An 18,059-nucleotide genomic window follows, 5' to 3' on the forward strand; every position below is an offset into this window, starting at 1 on the left:
GCTTTAAAATCGGGTTCGTAACTGCGACGTCCTTTGTTCGCTTTTTGACTCTCCATTTTTGCAAAATTTATGCAAAAAAGTGTGCCGCTTTTCTAGACCACCTCAGAGTACCTTCCTGGGCAAAGGCAAGACACCCAAAACAGCTATACCATCAGATGCAGATTATCTTGATCTTTGGAAACATTTCCAGCAGGATGCAGCCGATATTAAGCAGAAAATGTGGACTATTGCTTCTTTTCTGTACACAGGACTGGCATCAATACTCGGTTACCTTGTAAAGGACTATGGGATTTTAACATCAAGCTGGCAAAGCCCATCAATTATTGCATTTATTTCACTTTCAGGATTTGCAGCTGCAATTTATGGCAGATTCATGCTAACCTCTTATGGCAAACACATCCAGACTAGCTGGAATAGAGCCAATTACATCCGAGACAAGCACCTTATCTATCTCAATTTGGTTTGGTATCTTGGTAACCTAAAAACTACAAGTTCACAAAACAAAATTCCCAACGAAACAACGAGACTCAACATCATTTTATCGGTTTTCAAGGTATTATTTTTCATTGTCTTCGCCATTGCACTTTTCATTCTGGTCAAAGCAAACGTTTGTGAATGTACAGCTACCTCAAATTAAAAAAACAGCCATCACACTCACGCTGTCCAAGCATGAGAAGCCCATCCAACTCCCAAAATCATCAATTTATGTGATTGCCGAACCCTGGCGGTTTATGGAAATTTGGTCATACTTAACCAAAACCACGTAATTCTACCTACACATATACCCGGTTCACGGTATTGAACCGGGTTATAGTTAAAACCAACTTTGTATAGTATCCGCACGCCGGATATTTACCCTGCACATTTTCTCACTTTACTAAAATTCTGGATTATGAAACGTATTTTACTTTTATTCGTACTATTCAATTTTGTAGTCAAAAACAATTGTCTGGCGCAAAATGTTTATGCCGTGTATGCCACAGAACCATCAGGTATTGTTTTATCACCTAATACTTATAGTATACCCAATACGGTCACTATCAAATCAGGTCAAAGAATAAAACTTAATGGGCAATACGAATATAGTGTTGCTAAATGGTATGGAGAAGGACTTCCATCCGATGGCTCTGATTTTTACAATACTTACATTACCCCAATTAATAGTAGCACAGAAAACATCACATTAACATACAAAGTAAACAATAGTAATACCAATGCGATTATTGTCACTGTTCTCCCTGCAGTCGGAGTAATTGATCCAGCAATTAGTGCTTCAACATATTGCACAGTTAATCCATTATTGACTGCAACCAGATGTAACGGGATTGTCAAATGGTATAAAAAACAGGGAAACGGTGCTTGGGAGCCATATGTAAAAGTACTCATTCCCGGTGCCGAAGGTAATACTTATCAAATCACAGCCACCGGCGATTATTGTGCCACTTGTACTGTTGCAGGAGTAGAAAGTTTTGGCAGTGAAACGATAAGCTCCGATGGTGTCCAACCTTTTGTCTCTGTGAACTCTACTGAGCCTAACACAAATATTTGCATGTGGTCGGATCGAACAGTACAGGCAACAGGTTCAGGTTTAGAAGCCGGAACTCTTACCTGGTTTGAAAAAATAGGCACAGACCCGGCAACCGAAATTGGCTCAGGAACTTCAAAAAATGTAGAAATCACCAACCTAAATACGAGTTATTATGCCCAACTCGCCGTATCCGGTTGTCCACTAAAAACCAGTTCAACCTATACTTTTACCGTTCAGGAGCCAACTATATTGGCCAATTCAGGACAACGGACTTTTAAAGCACATGTCCAAAGCCTGAATGTACTGACAGACGATAACTGTCAGCTACTTGCAGGCTTTGCTCCCGGGCTTAACAATAATGACGTAAACGTTATGCTCGGTAAAAACCTGACAGTAAAAGTGTCAAGGGACAACTCCATAAAATTGTACAATTCCCAACCTTATTTACAACGCCATTTTGATTTTGAGCCTCAAAACCCGTCAGAAGCTGTAGACGCTTGGTACTCTATAAAAATGTATTTCACCCAGGCCGATTTCGATGCTTTTAATGCGGTAAGCTCTGTGAAACTTCCGTCGAACAGTACGCCCGAAGAGCAAAGCAAGCTAACCAACCTAAGGATATGGCAGGTACACGGAACTCCACTGACAATTCCCGCTACCCCAGCCAATTATTCGGGTGGCCCGGCTACCGACTATGGTTGTGTTGCCTGTAGAAGTTCGAATTGGAATGAAGCAAAAAACTGTTGGGAAGTGCATCTTAACACGCAGGGCTTCTCCGGCTTCTTTGTCACCACCGAAGGTGCCACAGCCCTCCCCGTAACCCTCATCAATTTCAAAGCCCAAAAACAGGAAAACGCAGTAACCTTAACCTGGCAGACCACCGAAGAAACCAATAGCGACCGGTTTGAGATTGAGCACAGTGTAAATTCAAAACAATGGGTTAACATTGGTTCGGTAGTTTCTCATAGAGAAAGCAACTCTCTTCAAAACTATACACACACTCATTTGACTCCTGTTACAGGTGAAAATTTGTACCGGCTTAAAATGATAGACCGTGCGACGGACCGCCAGGATGGTAGTTTTGCGTACTCCAGAATTGTTTCTGTAAAGATGGATGCCCGCTCAGACATAAGCTTGTACCCCAATCCTGGGTATGAAAATGTCACAGTCACGAGTAAGATTCCCGTTTCGGCTTACAAGCTCGTTTCGGCAACCGGACAAGTTATAAAGGAAAAACAGGAGCAAAATCAGAGCTTGATTCACGTTCCGCTTGCCAAGGTTCCTCCAGGAATATATGTCATGCAGTTGTCTCTTCAAAACGGGCAAGTCGAATATCGCAAGCTGGTTGTTCAATAGCGGACTTTTCGCCCCAACTTCCCGGAGAGCCACGGCTTTCCGGGAATATTTACTCAAACAAATGAAAGACATGCGATTGAAAAAACGAAAAATAGAATTGATCTGGCTTGTCGTATCACTCCTGGCCATTCTGGTTGCTATTGTTGGATTATTGAGGTTATAAATTTACTTAACGGTATCGTTTATTGGCGGTTACATGTGTATTTTTAGTTAACAACCGCCCACATTATGAACAAATTACTCATCATCGACGATCATAAAATTTTTACTGACGGTATTCGCTTCCTGATTGAACACACCACTGATTTGAAAGTTGTAGGTGTTTTACATACCGGACGTAGTGTAATTCCATTTCTTGAAAATTGTAATTCGGATATAGTCCTGCTGGATATTGATCTACCTGACATCACGGGCTTCGAAGTTGCTTCGCTTATCAAAAAATCGCATCCTTCAATAAAAATCCTGGCACTCTCCATGTTGGACGATATTACTTCAATAGAGAAAATGCTAAATATTGGAGCCAACGGGTTTTGTCTTAAAAGTGGAGGTTGGGACGAAGTTTCGACTGCGATACAAACATTGCGTACTGGCGGCACCTACCTGCCGCATGGTTATCTCCGACGCCTGATCGGAAAACAGGATAAAATCTCCGAAAGCCGGCTTACCAGTCGTGAAACAGAAATAATTACATTGATTTGCGAAGGAATTACCAGTGCTGATATTGCTTCAAAATTGTACCTGAGTATACGAACTGTTGAAACGCATCGCAGGAATATTTATCTGAAACTTAATGTACACAACAATGTAGAGTTGATGCACTATGCAAAAAAACATCTGATCATTTAACTTCTTCCTTAATTCCGGAGACAGCCAGGCTCAATCTTTGAAGTAACCCTGTAATTCCACTTTAGCAACCTACATTTTCATCAAAATCCAATCCTCTTACAACCTCGCAGACAAATCCTGTGTCTGAAAGTTAAACTGACCCTTATAACCCGATTTATGAAAATAATTTACTTCTGGCTCCTAATTTTTGTGTTTCTGTCTGCGTGTAAAGACAAAACGCCTTCTTCTGGTTCTGATGTGGAAGCTTGCGGGGTGAAAGATCCGATTCGCAATTTATCCTGGCTGAAAAATAAGATTGACGAAGCAAAAGATGAAAATCAGGAAAATATCCTGACCGTGACGATGGTAACCGTCCGTGAAAAACAAGTGATCAACTACTATCTTTCCTATATGTCGTGTATCGGATGTGTCAGCTACAATTGCGATGGCACTCCATTTGACATGGGGAGCCTGACCGACGCTGAACGAATGGCATATCAGAAAAATATCTGGGGAGATTCGAAAGAAAGAGTGGTTTTATGGCCACAAAAATAGCCATAAATCAACAAAAAGAGGACCTGTTTGAGATCCTCTTTTTGTTGATTTATATTGTCTTATGCAAAAAAGCTTGGACGCTGAAGGTAACCAGGCTGCCAGCTGGAATCTCTCCTGCGTAATGCACGCGCGGCTGTCAACACTTCATTTAGCCTTTCCTGCTGATCACTGATAGGATCCTGACTATGAAAATATTGTCCGATCATTTCCCATTCGAACGTATCGTTTTTACTATCGTAAATTCCAACCGGAATCCGGTTCCCGTCAGTCATCAAAATGGCCATTGTAGATTGCGCTTCCTCCTGTGAGGAGCATCCAACATGATGGTACTGCCCGTTTAACGTGTACAGTACAGAATAACTGTTTTTATAAACTTCGTTTTGTCCTGAAAACCTAGCCTTGCTATTTTCCTTTTTAGAATGCCCGCCTTCCAGAAAATTTCCTCCCAAAGGAGCAACCGGACGTGATAGTGCTGCAAATACCTCAGAATACTTATTGGTGTACTCTGAAATAAATCCTTGTATAGAACTCCTCAATTCCATTAGAGGCGATCTGCTGATGTGTTTTTGTATCTGTGTCATAATTTTTTGCGTATTAATTAGTATGTGCATTTTAGAAAAGGAGCCAGAAGAAGTTGTGTAAAAGCTAAAAGGGAAAATATCGATATAATACAACCCCATCATCCCCTTCCCTCTAATCACCCTTTCGAACAATGTTCTGGAATCTTCCGAACATTAGTCCTTGTGTTCTTTAAATAGTTATGTGTATGTTTTTAATTAATTTACCTGATCTCACTTTCAATCCAGCTAACTACTAAAAAACAAACATTGTTTATCAATAGTTTACAAAACAACAATTTAAAACAATGATCTCAAAAAATTCTTTAACACTTCAATACATTAATTAGAATAATACAATTATGAAATACATATAAACAAAATACAGATCCCGGCTACCGGAATAATTTCACTACTGAAACATCCATATCACCAATATGATATACTGGAATAGTTACACAACACCATTTAAAATACTGATGTGATGGTTTCAGCTGGATTTTGCAAAAATCCTCTGATTTTTAAAATCTGATCGTTCAGAAAACATTGGCAACAAAACAACTAAAATTATAGTTATATGAGCGATTTGGTGTATGTTTGCCCTCTCAAAGACTCCGGCAGCAGATGATCATACATAGAAAACAGCTTCTTACTATTCTTTTAATACTTCTTTCGTTTGCAGGAATTGCTCAAAATAAGCTGGTGACGGGAAGGGTGGCCGATGCTACAACCAATGAACCACTCGAATTTGTGACCATTTTCATCACCAATACAACCATGGGTACAACCACGGATGAGAAAGGTAGTTTTTCAATATCTCTTCCTCCTGGCCGTTATGAGATGGTGGTGTCAATGGTTGGTTACGGACCCATTGTGCACCCAATTGAAGTTACGCCTGAGAAATCGCCACAAGCCATACTATTCAAACTAACTCAAACTGAAACGGCGCTAAACTCTGTATCGGTAAAAGCCAAACGTGATCCGTCCTGGTACGACAATCTGGAACTTTTTAAGACAAACTTTCTTGGACGAAGTGAAGTAGCTTCGCAATGCAAATTGACTAATCCGGAAAACCTGATCATTGTTTTTGACCCCGTAAATGGCACTTTGAAAGTGGAATCCAAAGATCTGATGGTGATCGAAAATCCAGTTTTGGGTTATAAAGTATCCTATTTGCTGGTCGAATTCAACTACGACCTCAATCAAAAATATGTGAGTTATTTAGGCTACCCCCGTTTTGAACCTCTGAAAGGAAGTAAGGCCAAACAGAAACGATGGGAGAAAAACAGACTGAAAGCATACAACGGTTCTGCCATGCACTTCGTGAGAACTTTGCGACAACAAAAACTGGAAGAAGAAGGATATAATCTGCGACGACTGATTAGAATCCCTAACCCAGACCGACCTTCGGAAGAGGAATTTGCCGAGGCTCGAAGGCAATTATATGCTCTGGGTAATAGCACCACACTCACTGAAAACCATCCTTTGAATAAGATCCTTGCAAAAACCAGTTTGCCAAAAATATTGGAAAAATTAGATACTACCCGTGTCTCTTACAGCGAATATATTTCGGAACGAGGCGATGATGTCAGTCTCTCATTTGATGGTTATTTTCAGATCGTTTACACGGGCGAGAAAGAAGAGCCCGCTTATGTTGCTGCATCCAGTCCTTTCAGAAAACGCCAGCCAACATACCAGACATCCGTTGTTTCAATGAAGGAAAAGCAGGTACTATTGGAAACGTCAGGCAGTATTTCCGATCCGCTTGCGCTTGTTTTTGAAGATTATTGGGGATGGGAAAAAGTGGGCGATATGTTGCCGCTGGATTACGAACCTGGTAAAGAATAACAGTATAAAGCAAACCGTCAGAAAGTTTTAGTTCACAGTTGGTATTGCTGCTTTTAAATTCACAAGTTTTTCAAATCAGTAAATTGCTATCACTGATTTGCTGACCACAATGCGTGTGTTTGCCAGAGAATCGTTAACGGCAGTTTCACAGGCTAATACCATTTCTCCATCAATTTCTACATCGCAGGAGCCACAGCTTCCCATGCTGCTGCACAGGCCAAAATCGGCAAGATTAAAACGATCTGAAATCAAAGTCATAAGGGAATGATACTGACTGCGGGAAGTTTGGATCCGAAATTCTTCCGAGCCTATCACGAGCGTAAAGTGGATCGTTTTCGTTTCCATGCCCAATTTCTGAAATTTAGAATCCGACCAAAACTGCTTATCGACTTATCTTAAAACCAACTTCCAAGGCCAGTACTCCAAACTTTTCGGATTTACTTTTTCCGAGATTACCCTTAAGTTTATTCAGTAACCCTACATCATAACGCAGATTCAGCGACATTCTATCAAGTTTATAGCTAATTTCTAATGGCACCATTGGCACCAGTCTTTTGTAATAACGGTTAACCACAAAGGATGACTCCACCGGTACACCATAGCCATACGTGTCGGGCATGCGAGAAATGGATACCACCATTGCCTGCAAGCCCAGCCCGGCGCCAAGAGAAAGACGATTTACCAGATCATAATGTATCAGCGTCCCTAATCCCACCGTATAGTCGGAAGACCAAGATTGAAAATTACCCATATAAGCGCCTGCTCCGTCTCTGATATCTATCGGGTCATCCCAGTAGGTCAATTTCTGCAAATTCGCATAGGGTTTCAAATGGAGCCCCTTACCTATCGGAATAATTACGGACACACTCGTTCCCACACCACCAATAAGTAACTTAGGAGATGTATCCTTGTTATAACCCAAAACCGGAAACACTGATTTGGCTGAACCAGCGGTTGGAATATAACAGTTCACACTGGCGTTCACATACCACTCCATTGGTTTCTCCTGGGCAGTTAAATTAAAAAAGGAAAGAGTAAATATTATGAGTAATGTTATTTGCCTCGTCATACTTTAAGAAACTTTTTGGTGTAAACGACGGCGTTCTTTTTCAAAACAACAACATAACTCCCTTTTGGACTAGAACTGAGATCAACGGAAAAACTATGCTTCGAATCACCAGCCGAAACATTTTCTTCAAGAACAATATTGGCCTTAGGGTCAAAAATCTGAATCAGGTAGGCACTCAATTCAGTATTTTGTACATGAATGTTAAGACTACTAGACGTAGGACTAGGGTAAGGAATTACTACTAAAACACCTTCCGGGTCTACAGTGGGGATTTTACTACATGCCGCCAGCAAGATAAAAGACAAAAACAGATAACGAAATCTCATAAAAAGTAGCCTATTGTGAATATTCAGATACGACGTTCAGGATTACTTTTTCTCAAAAAGCTGAATCGTGTAATCCAGCAGTGCGGTATCGCCATATTTACCGTGACCGGGGATTACTAACTGCGCATCCGGATATTTCGCTTTAACTTTTCTGACCGTTTCGGACCAGGCATCCACATTGGCATCTCCGAGATAACCCTTTGTAGCTTTGAGCTCCTTGATGAGACATCCGCCAAACATCGCTTTTTCGCTTGGGAAATATCCGATCACGTTATCTCTTGTGTGCCCTTCCCCATTAAACTCAGCAATTGCAATTGTGCTGCCAACTTTAAATTCTTTCAACCCTTCAAAACCATTTTGAGGCACAGGGTAATTATTCAATCTGGCTTGTTCTATGGTTTTTATTGAGGCGTAAGAAGGAATACCGTTGTCATGAAATGCTTTCAGCCCGCCGAGACAGTCTTCATGAAAATGAGTTGGAATCACTGCCACTACTTTGCATTTCAAACTTTCGCTTATCCATTTGATGAGTTCAAGCGATACAGAATCTTTGGTTGGCGTATCGAATACAATCGCTTCGTTTCCGTTCACGGCCACCATACCGTTGCATGGCACATTTCCAAAACTATCAGTTTGAAGATAGGTCGTATGCTGATATACATTTTCTGCGACCTTCTCGATTATCAAATTTTTGGAAGTATAGCTTTTGCTGTTCAATTTGGCTGTTTTGCAAGAAAACAGAAGCAGTAGCAGGCAAATGACTGGAAAGTTTTTCTGTATCATATTGTGATGATTTAAGTCAGGAAATAGCTCATTTTCTAACTGCAATATAAATCCGTTTTACGAACACCTGAAACGAAGTCCCAACTAATAATATTCCTGACCAAAAATGGAAATAAAAAAACGGCTGGTCTATAGACAAACCGGCGAAATCTATGCAAATCTTCCCTGGCTTAGTTTTCTTTATCTACAACCGGAATTTTTTCGCCTTTTTCGTAAATAATATTCGAGCGCCCCACAATAAGCGGATCCATTTTACCTATCTTCTTAAAATCTTTGCTGTAAGGCATTTTTTGAAGTACATAACGCATGGCATTAAGCCTTGCACGTTTTTTACAGTTAGACTTCACTACAATCCAGGGTGCATCGGACGTGTCGGTATAGAAAAACATTTTTTCTTTTGCCGCTGTATAATTCGCCCATTTATCCAGAGAAGCCCTGTCTATTGGCGACAATTTCCATTGTTTAAGCGGATGCGTTTCTCTGTCCTTAAACCTGCGCTTCTGTTCGTCACGACTTACTGAGAACCAGAATTTGATCAGCGTTATGCCGCTCCTTACAAGATTTCGCTCGAATTCGGGCACCTGCCGCATAAACTCATCGTACTCAGCTTTGGTACAAAAACCCATCACATGCTCCACACCTGCCCTGTTGTACCACGAACGGTCGAACAAAACGATTTCACCGTTTGACGGCAAATGCTTCACGTAACGCTGAAAATACCATTGTCCTCTCTCCTCTTCTGTCGGTTTTTCCAAAGCAACCACACGTGCACCACGGGGATTCAAATGCTCCATCATCCGCTTGATAGTGCCTCCCTTTCCCGCCGCATCCCTGCCTTCAAAAAGTATTACAACCCTGCTGCCGGTCTGTTTCACCCACGCCTGAAGTTTCAATAGTTCTACCTGCAAATCGTATTTCTGCTTCTCGTATGTTTTACGGGACATCAGGTTTTTATACGGATATTCCCCGTTCTGCCAGTTCTTGGACAGCACGTCGTCGGGATGTACTTTCATACCTTCCTGGTTTCCGTTGTCCGATATCAGTTGATTTAGGAACTCTTCTTTATCTTCTTCCGAAAACCCTTTTAATACACTTAAAATCAATGACTTTTTATCATCAGCATCCTTCAACCTGCTTTCAAGGGAAGTGATTGCCTGAACATTTTTCTTCTCAATGATTTCCTTCACTGTATTTTTCTTTTTGGCAGAAACTGTATTGCCTCTGGTCACATCACCCAGCTTTACTTCTATGGTGTTCTTCACTTTTTTCTCAGGAGTTTGTTCGTTCTGCATCTTCATTGACAATATGTGTTTATTGACGGTAGAAAATAAAATTATGATTTAGTATTCCTTCAAAACATGACCTGCATCATGCGCGAACATGATGACCCATTTTAGTCCGCAGCGATGAGATCACGTATCACCACCGATGCGCAAACGGCTCCGAAAGTCGCAGGCAAATAGGACATTGTTCCGTAGGCCGACTTCTTATAATTACTCCCATCCGTCAAAATCAGCGATTCTTTTAACTGTTCCTCCGTGGAAAACACCGCTTTAATACCTTTGTATATACCTTCCTTTTTCAGGTTTTTTCTAACCTGCTGCGCAAAATTGCAGTTATACGTTTTCGAGATATCCACCACTTTCAGCATTGTCGGATCCATTCTTCCACCCGCTCCCATAGAACTCACAATACGCATGTCACGCTGAAAAGCTTCCTTCAAAAAAGTAATTTTGGGAGTAACACTGTCAATCGCATCGACAATGTAGTCGTAGGAATGAGCAGATAAAATCTCTGACACCGCATCCGGATTGATGAAAGTTTTAATAACATGAAGCGTGAGTTCCGGATTGATCCCTTTCAGGCGTTCGGCCATGATATCAGCCTTGCTTTCGCCATGATTGGTTGCCAATGCGGGCAACTGACGATTTCTGTTGGTAGGATCAACGGTGTCGCCGTCCACGATCGTCATTGTTCCTACGCCATTTCTGCAAACGAATTCAGCAGCAAATGAACCTACGCCACCCAACCCGATCACGAGTACATGTGCTTTGCTAAGCTTTACAAGATTTTCGTTTCCTATTAATAATGCTGTTCGGGATAGCCATGAGAAATCTTCCATTTATGAGTTAAATACGTTTGAGAAGTTGTTTTCGAGCTGCAAAACGATCTCTTTTTCAGATACATTCTTAATCTGCGCAGCCAATTTATAAATCTCGCTAATATCGCTCTCCAGATCGTCAGTTTCAAGAAAAACCTGGCTTAATGGTGTTTTTATAAACGTTTCCTGAATACTGGCATTACTACTCAGCAACGATTTCCCGAAGGATAAATAATAACCTGCATCCATTACAGGCTGTATGATCGAAAGTTTGTTATTGATTCCGTGAAAAATAACAGGAATTTGGACATGTTTCAGTTCTGATAAAACCTCGTTAAAAGCCTTTACACAATGAATAATGATCGGTTTACTTAGTTCTTCTGCCAATATAATCTGGCGTTGAAATGCTGTAAGTTGCAAATCCCAGGTAGTGGGCGTAATCTTATCCAAACCGCATTCGCCTATTGCAAAAACCTCAGGCCTGGAAGCATTTTTTTTCAGACTTGCAAACTGCTGTTCAAAATCAGTGCTGTTCAGATACCAGGGATGCAAACCCAGGCTAACCGATTGCCCGTCCATTTCCTGATCAAAATTGCTGTGTACATTCCTGATACAAAAAGCATCCGTTTGTCTGCATGAATGGGAATGGATGTTATAAAACACAGCACTTTATTTATAATGATATACGAAAATGGAGCCATTCCCTTCATCAAGATCTACGGGCAAACCTGCGGCGTTGTAGGTAAATTTTCTATAAAAAAGCTGATTCCCGCTGGCATCAAAGGCTTTTATCACATTGTTAGGGCCTCTGAATGGCGATTGTGCGTGAACACCTTCCTTTAATTGAAGAGGATTCGTCTTATTATCATATTCATAACGAACAACACCACCGTTTACCGGATCGGGTGTTCTTTCCTCTATCAGGTTGCCCTTTGCATCATATTTCATGTAATGTACACGAGAAGTTGCTTTTCCATCCTGAAAGTAGCGTTTGATCACCTCATCGTTTTTGTACTCATACGCAACAGAAGTACTGGTAAGTTGTATTTTCGCCAGTCGTCCTTGTGAATCGTACTCCATTTTCCTCACCGATTTCTCGTAGTCCCCGTCCGGGTTACACATCGCATCAGCACTACTGGAATAGAGTGATCTCATAGCAGATTCAGTGGCATGAAGCCTCCCGTTTTCATACGCATATTGAACAATTGCATAAGGGGTATCACAGCTGCCATACTGATTTTCCTTCGCCAGTAATCCATTCGCGTACTCGTAGCTATCATGCAACTTACCATTTACAGTAATTTGGTAAAGCGAGCCATCGGGAATGGTCGGATCGACATTTTCTTTGGTACAGGAAATTAAAAAAGCGAAAAATAGCGTAACGAACAACCGTTTCATTTCGGATGAGTTTAAAATGATATTTCAGGATGATATAACGAGTTCGTTCCGGGTGCTGCTTGAACGGGAGCCTCGAAAGTACCAAATTGTGCAACAAAAGTCAAAGACTCCCTGCCCTACTTCATAGAATTAAAACGGCAGTAATTGGCATTATGAATTGCCTGTGGTAATTTGAACCTTAGTAAAACGATTAACTATTTATGAAATCCACGATCCCATTTCTGCTCTCTCTGTGCTTAGCTCTGCCTTCTTATGCACAATCTACAACCAATCACAGCAAACCTTTTGTACTGGGCGTTATCGACGAGATCGAATCCAAAGAACTCTCCGAGAAACGAATTGTGAACATTTATCTGCCGGAAGGTTACAACAAAACGGACACCACAAAATACCCGGTTGTGTATCTGCTCGATGGCTCAGCCGATGAAGATTTTATTCACATTTCAGGGCTTTTTCAGTTCAATAGTTTTCCATGGATCAACCGGGTCCCGAAATCCATTATTGTTGGTATTGCCAATGTGGACAGAAAAAGGGATTTTACTTATAAAACAACCATAGAAGCTGAGAAAAAAAACTATCCCACCACCGGTCATTCGGATAAATTCATTCATTTTTTAGAAAAAGAATTACAACCCTTCATTGAAAATAAGTACAGGACCAATACCTCCAAAATGATCATTGGACAGTCACTCGGAGGACTTTTAGCGACAGAAATTTTATTAACCAAGCCTGGGTTATTCAGCCAATACATCATCATCAGCCCCAGTTTATGGTGGAACAATGGCTCACTACTCACAAAAATTTCATCGGTTTCTGAAAAAGGATTTTCGCAAAAAACGGACATTTATATTGGTGTGGGCAAGGAGGGACTTGCGCCGTCAGCAACACCACGTGTGATGGAAGTGGATGCCAATCTTCTGGCAGAAAAATTAAAGGGAATCGGGAGCAAAAACGTCCGTGTGCATTTTGACTATCTACCGGCAGAAAACCATGCTACGGTCACGCATCAGGCTGTATTCAACGCATTACGCCTACTGTACCCGGAGAAGCCTGATGAAAACAAATAGAAATGCAATGGATATTCCTTTAAGTAAAAATGCTAACTGAATCTGACAAAATATAAAAGGCTATGTTTCAGGAATACATCGAAATCCGTGGCGCACGTGAAAACAATCTTAAAAACGTTTCTTTAAGAATTCCCAAGCGGAAAATAACCATATTCACCGGCGTGTCCGGGTCAGGAAAATCTTCAATTGTGTTTGACACCATCGCTACGGAAGCGCAGCGACAGCTGAACGAAAATTTCAGTATGTTTATCAGAAACTTCCTTCCCAAATATGCCCAACCGCACGCCGATGCAATCGAAAACCTGAGCATGGCCATTGTGGTAGACCAACGCCGGCTGGGAGGCAACTCTCATTCCACCCTGGGGACTATTACCGATATCGCTCCTGTACTGAGGTTACTCTTTTCAAGAATTGGCACACCACAAATTGGCAATTCAAACGCATTTTCCTTTAACGATCCACAGGGAATGTGCCCGGAATGCAGCGGATTAGGTAAAAAAATGGGTGTTGTGGCCGACTCATTTCTGGATATGACCAAGTCGCTCAACGAGGGGGCCGTCCAGGTTCCTGTGTTTGCAAGCTGGGAAAGAAGTAGTTACGCCAGTTCGGGCTTTTTCGACAACGACAAAAAACTTTCTGATTTCACTCCTGAGGAAATGGATCTTTTGCTTTATGGTAAAAATCTGAAATTCAAGATGCAGATTGGAGGAGGATCTATGAATGCCACCTACCTCGGAATCATTGAGAAATTTGAACGGTCGTATATCAAACGGGATATTAAAACCTTGTCTGAACGCACCCAGAAAATGGTAACGCCGTACATTGCGCTTGGGCCGTGTACTGTTTGTAAAGGAACAAGGTTAAGTCAGGCTGCACTTGGTTGCAAAATTGATGGCAGAAACATAGCAGAAATGTCTGCGATGGAGATATCAGAACTATTGTCTTTAATAAAAGAGATCAAGGATCCCGTTGCTTCTTCCATGGTTGTCACTTTATCAGAAAGATTACAGCATCTGACAGATATTGGTCTGGAATATCTGAGTCTCGATCGCGAAACGAGCACCTTATCCGGGGGCGAGTCACAGCGTGTCAAAATGGTGAAACACCTCAGCAGCAGCCTCATCGACGTCATGTATATTTTTGATGAACCCAGCGTCGGTTTGCATCCGAGAGATGTACACCGGTTAAACGAACTGCTTGGTAAACTGAGAGACAAAGGCAATACAGTAATTGTAGTAGAACATGATCCGGACGTGATTAAAGTTGCCGACCATATCGTTGACGTTGGTCCTCATGCAGGAAGCAATGGCGGAGAAATAGTGTTCGAAGGCAGTTACGCCGAACTTATCAAAGCCGATACGCTTACCGGGAGACACATCAAACAAGCGTTGCCTCTTAAAGAAAACACAAGAAAACCTCTTGGCCAGCTTTCTGTTAAAAATGCGAAGATCAATAACCTGCAAAATGTAAGTGTGGATATTCCGGTGGGCGTGCTCACAGTGGTTACCGGTGTGGCAGGCTCTGGCAAAAGCTCTCTGATCAACCAGGTGTTTTTGAAACAGCATCCGAAAGCGATTGTGATTGACCAGTCGGCGGTGGGCACTTCTACCCGCTCTAACCCGGCCACCTATACGGGTGTGATGGACGATGTGCGAAAGGCATTTGCGAAGACAAACAATGTAAGTGCGTCCTTGTTCAGCTTTAATTCCAAAGGTGCCTGTGAAAACTGTCAGGGAACCGGCGTAATCTATACCGATCTGGCGTTTCTCGACGGAATAAAATCACCCTGTGAAATTTGCGAAGGAAAACGGTTTAAGGAAGAAGTACTGGCATATAAACTGGATGGAAAATCAATTTCAGAAGTGTTGGAATTAACGGTACAACAAGCGCTCGATTATTTCAAACAAAAAGAGATTTTACACAAATTGCAGGCAATGAGTGACGTTGGACTCGATTATCTCACCCTCGGACAACCACTCAGCACCTTGTCGGGCGGTGAATGCCAGCGCATAAAACTGGCAAGTGAACTTCACAAAAACGGCAGTGTGTATGTACTGGACGAACCTACAACCGGGCTGCACATGTCGGATATTACACATTTACTGGCCATCATGAACCGCCTTGTAGATGCAGGCAATACCATGATCGTAATTGAGCATAACCTGGATGTGATCCGGAATGCCGACTGGATTATTGACATGGGACCCGACGGCGGAACCAAAGGGGGAAAAGTGGTATTTGAGGGAACCCCAGCACAGCTGATGAATGCGGAAGGCTCAATAACCAGTAAATATTTAAGATCTGGTGAAGCAAGGTAAAAGTAAGTTTCCTCACATGAAAAGTGAAAAGTTTCAGAGCGTGTCTGAAACTTTTCACTTTTGACTCTTTTACTTTTCACTTTTCAACACCCCTGCCCGTAATAGGCATTTTTCCCATGTTTGCGTTCGTAATGTTTCAAGCGCAAAGTATCCTTAATTCTTTCCGTATCCGGATTGATCTGTAAAGTGAGGTAAGCCATCCGGGCAAGTTCCTCCAACACCGCTGAATTGTAAACAGCTTTTTCGGCATTCTTCCCCCATGTGAAAGGTCCGTGATTTTGCAGCAATACCATTTCCATTTCGGTATGAATCAGTTCTTTCTCAGCAAAACAATTAAAGATCTGATGTCCGGTTTCATGCTCATAATCCCCCTGGATCATTTCGTCCGTAAGCACAGGAGCGCAGGGAATATCCCGGTGGGTATGGTCGGCATGGGTAGTTCCAAAAATAGGAATGTCCATACCGGCTTGTGACCAGGCAACCGCATGTGTGCTGTGCGTGTGGGCAATGCCGCCTATGCTATCCCACGTTTTATAAAGTAATGCATGGGTTTTAGTGTCAGATGACGGACGCATTTCCCCCTCAACGATTTTCGCGTCGAAATCGCAGATCACAATGTCCGACGGTTTCAAAAATTCGTAGGGTACACCGCTGGGTTTTATCGCAAAAACGCCATTGGCTCTATCCACAGCACTTACATTACCGAAAGTGAAGAGCACCAATCCCAATTTTGGCAATTGCATATTGGCCTCGTAACATTCTTCTTTTAAAGCTTGATAGGTCATATTTTTTTCGGACATTTTAAAGCCCGTTTAAATCATTTATAAGCCGCTTCATTCCAGCGGAGTTCGTTTTTCAATTGTCTCAAATTAGTACTTTTATCAATCACAACGAGTTCCACCCCGAAGATCTCGGCAAAGTCTTCGATTTGATCTGTCGTCAGATTTTGGCTGTAAACGGTGTGATGTGCACCTCCTGCCAGAATCCATGCAGCGCATCCGGTTTTCATATCGGGCATTGGTTTCCACAAAGCACGCGCAACCGGCAACTTTGGCAAGGCTTCCATTACAGCCACAGCTTCCACTTCATTCACAAGAAGGCGGAATCTGTTTCCCATGTCGATCAATGAAACATTGATTGCAGAACCGGCCGGGGCATCAAAAACAAGGCGAACAGGATCTGCCTTACCTCCTATTCCCAGCGGATGGATTTCACACGATGGCTTTCCAGCTGCAATACTCGGGCAAATTTCCAGCATGTGTGAACCCAGTACCAATGGATTTATCGGGTCAAAATGATACGTATAATCCTCCATAAACGAATTTCCGCCGGGAAGTCCTGCCGCCATCACCTTCATGGTACGCACCATGGCCGAAGTTTTCCAGTCACCTTCTCCTCCATATCCGTAGCCATCAGCCATTAGCCGTTGCGAAGCAATACCCGGGAGTTGCGCCATGCCGTGAAGGTCTTCGAAGGTATTGGTATAAGCTTTAAAATTTCCATCTTCCAGAAATGCCCGTAATCCGATCTCGATCCTGGCAGCATCCCTCAGCGAGCCATGCTGGTTTCCGCCTTTCAGTAAGGAAGTCATCAACGTATAGCTGTCAGCGTACTCTGTCACAAGCGCATCTATTTCAGCATCTGTAACCTGATTGATTACTGCTACCAGATCGCCGGTCGCATGCGTATTGACAGACATCCCAAAAGTCATTTCTGCCGAAACTTTATCTCCGTCCGTTACAGCAACCTGCCGCATATTATCTCCGAAGCGGACTACTTTCATTGTCTTTAATTCAAAAGCGGCAACAGCTACCCGGCTCCATGAAGCGATCTGAGAGATAACGGCCGCATCCTGCCAGTAACCGACAACCACTTTTCTGTTCAGTCTCATACGTGACATGATGAAACCAAATTCCCGGTCACCGTGCGCCGACTGGTTGAGATTCATAAAATCCATGTCTATTTCTCCCCATGGAATATCACGGTTAAACTGTGTGTGCAGGTGTAAAAGTGGCTTTTTAAGGATATTCAAACCACGAATCCACATTTTGGCCGGGGAGAATGTGTGCATCCAGGTTACAATCCCCACGCAGTGAGGAGCCAGGTTGGCTTCCTGGCAGATGTTGTAAATTTCATCAGGCGTTTTAACCACAGGTTTAAAAACAACACGGACAGGGATGGCGGAGTCGTTAAGAAACCCGGCGATGATTTGAGAATGATCGCCAACCTGTCTCAGCGTTTCTTCTCCATACAAATGCTGGCTGCCTGTAATAAACCAAATTTCGAACTGTTTGAGATTTAGCATTCTGAATTGATATTTTTGAAATT

Annotated in this window: 18 protein-coding genes; 7 read left to right on the plus strand and 11 right to left on the minus strand. The window is 42.3% G+C overall.

What is annotated here, in order from left to right:
• The first annotated feature begins 79 nt into the window (after window positions 1-79).
• The 4 genes from LZG71_RS28260 (at window position 80) to LZG71_RS28275 (ending at window position 4,264) form a co-directional block, all read left to right on the plus strand.
• Window positions 80-637 (plus strand): hypothetical protein, encoded by a 558-nt coding sequence (locus tag LZG71_RS28260; RefSeq protein ID WP_233826256.1) that lies wholly within the window; start codon window positions 80-82, stop codon window positions 635-637.
• A gap of 255 nt (window positions 638-892) precedes the next feature.
• Entirely contained in the window at window positions 893-2,884 is a 1,992-nt protein-coding gene (locus tag LZG71_RS28265) for a T9SS type A sorting domain-containing protein (protein WP_233826261.1), read from the plus strand.
• Between the two features lie 228 nt (window positions 2,885-3,112).
• Window positions 3,113-3,730, plus strand: a complete 618-nt coding sequence (locus LZG71_RS28270; protein ID WP_233826263.1) for a response regulator transcription factor — start codon at window positions 3,113-3,115, stop codon at window positions 3,728-3,730.
• Between the two features lie 156 nt (window positions 3,731-3,886).
• Window positions 3,887-4,264, plus strand: coding sequence for a hypothetical protein (locus tag LZG71_RS28275; RefSeq protein WP_233826267.1), 378 nt, complete (start codon window positions 3,887-3,889; stop codon window positions 4,262-4,264).
• Window positions 4,265-4,323: 59 nt separating this feature from the next.
• Here LZG71_RS28275 and LZG71_RS28280 read toward each other — a convergent pair whose 3' ends face one another.
• On the minus strand, window positions 4,324-4,845 hold the full coding sequence (locus LZG71_RS28280) for a hypothetical protein (protein WP_233826271.1): 522 nt from the start codon (window positions 4,843-4,845) through the stop codon (window positions 4,324-4,326).
• Window positions 4,846-5,445: 600 nt separating this feature from the next.
• Between LZG71_RS28280 and LZG71_RS28285 the strand changes: the two genes are divergently transcribed.
• On the plus strand, window positions 5,446-6,669 hold the full coding sequence (locus tag LZG71_RS28285; RefSeq protein ID WP_233826274.1) for a carboxypeptidase-like regulatory domain-containing protein: 1,224 nt from the start codon (window positions 5,446-5,448) through the stop codon (window positions 6,667-6,669).
• Between the two features lie 75 nt (window positions 6,670-6,744).
• Here LZG71_RS28285 and LZG71_RS28290 read toward each other — a convergent pair whose 3' ends face one another.
• The 8 genes from LZG71_RS28290 to LZG71_RS28325 all read right to left on the minus strand — a co-directional run bounded on the left by LZG71_RS28290 (window position 6,745) and on the right by LZG71_RS28325 (window position 12,346).
• Window positions 6,745-7,014, minus strand: coding sequence for a hypothetical protein (locus LZG71_RS28290; protein ID WP_233826276.1), 270 nt, complete (start codon window positions 7,012-7,014; stop codon window positions 6,745-6,747).
• Window positions 7,015-7,051: 37 nt separating this feature from the next.
• Window positions 7,052-7,738: a hypothetical protein gene (locus LZG71_RS28295; protein WP_233826279.1), complete on the minus strand. Its 687-nt coding sequence runs from the start codon at window positions 7,736-7,738 to the stop codon at window positions 7,052-7,054.
• On the minus strand, window positions 7,735-8,064 hold the full coding sequence (locus LZG71_RS28300; protein WP_233826281.1) for a T9SS type A sorting domain-containing protein: 330 nt from the start codon (window positions 8,062-8,064) through the stop codon (window positions 7,735-7,737). The genes LZG71_RS28295 and LZG71_RS28300 overlap by 4 nt, the downstream gene beginning before the upstream one ends.
• 42 nt (window positions 8,065-8,106) lie before the next feature.
• Entirely contained in the window at window positions 8,107-8,847 is a 741-nt protein-coding gene (bla, locus tag LZG71_RS28305) for a subclass B1 metallo-beta-lactamase (RefSeq protein ID WP_233826284.1), read from the minus strand.
• A 170-nt stretch (window positions 8,848-9,017) separates the two neighbouring features.
• Window positions 9,018-10,145: a polyphosphate kinase 2 gene (gene ppk2 / locus LZG71_RS28310; RefSeq protein WP_233826286.1), complete on the minus strand. Its 1,128-nt coding sequence runs from the start codon at window positions 10,143-10,145 to the stop codon at window positions 9,018-9,020.
• Window positions 10,146-10,240: 95 nt separating this feature from the next.
• Complete coding sequence (locus tag LZG71_RS28315) at window positions 10,241-10,969, minus strand: ThiF family adenylyltransferase (RefSeq protein WP_233826289.1); 729 nt, start codon at window positions 10,967-10,969, stop codon at window positions 10,241-10,243.
• Window positions 10,970-11,611, minus strand: a complete 642-nt coding sequence (locus LZG71_RS28320; RefSeq protein ID WP_233826292.1) for a TatD family hydrolase — start codon at window positions 11,609-11,611, stop codon at window positions 10,970-10,972.
• Between the two features lie 6 nt (window positions 11,612-11,617).
• Window positions 11,618-12,346 carry an RHS repeat protein gene (locus LZG71_RS28325; RefSeq protein WP_233826295.1) on the minus strand — a complete coding sequence of 243 codons (729 nt, stop codon included), beginning with the start codon at window positions 12,344-12,346 and terminating at the stop codon, window positions 11,618-11,620.
• Window positions 12,347-12,546: 200 nt separating this feature from the next.
• Between LZG71_RS28325 and LZG71_RS28330 the strand changes: the two genes are divergently transcribed.
• Together LZG71_RS28330 and LZG71_RS28335 are read left to right on the plus strand one after the other, a co-directional pair.
• Entirely contained in the window at window positions 12,547-13,413 is an 867-nt protein-coding gene (locus LZG71_RS28330; RefSeq protein ID WP_233826298.1) for an alpha/beta hydrolase, read from the plus strand.
• 62 nt (window positions 13,414-13,475) lie between these two features.
• Window positions 13,476-15,731, plus strand: a complete 2,256-nt coding sequence (locus tag LZG71_RS28335) for an excinuclease ABC subunit UvrA (protein ID WP_233826300.1) — start codon at window positions 13,476-13,478, stop codon at window positions 15,729-15,731.
• A gap of 83 nt (window positions 15,732-15,814) precedes the next feature.
• Here the strand turns inward: LZG71_RS28335 and LZG71_RS28340 are convergent, their stop codons facing one another.
• Entirely contained in the window at window positions 15,815-16,531 is a 717-nt protein-coding gene (locus LZG71_RS28340; RefSeq protein WP_233826302.1) for an L-ribulose-5-phosphate 4-epimerase, read from the minus strand.
• 17 nt (window positions 16,532-16,548) lie between these two features.
• The gene (araA, locus tag LZG71_RS28345) at window positions 16,549-18,036 is read right to left on the minus strand and encodes an L-arabinose isomerase (protein WP_233826304.1); all 1,488 of its coding nucleotides are present in this window, start codon (window positions 18,034-18,036) and stop codon (window positions 16,549-16,551) included.
• Window positions 18,037-18,059: the final 23 nt, after the last annotated feature.

The sequence above is a fragment of the Dyadobacter sp. CY312 genome (genome assembly GCF_021390535.1).
Lineage (GTDB): Bacteria > Bacteroidota > Bacteroidia > Cytophagales > Spirosomataceae > Dyadobacter.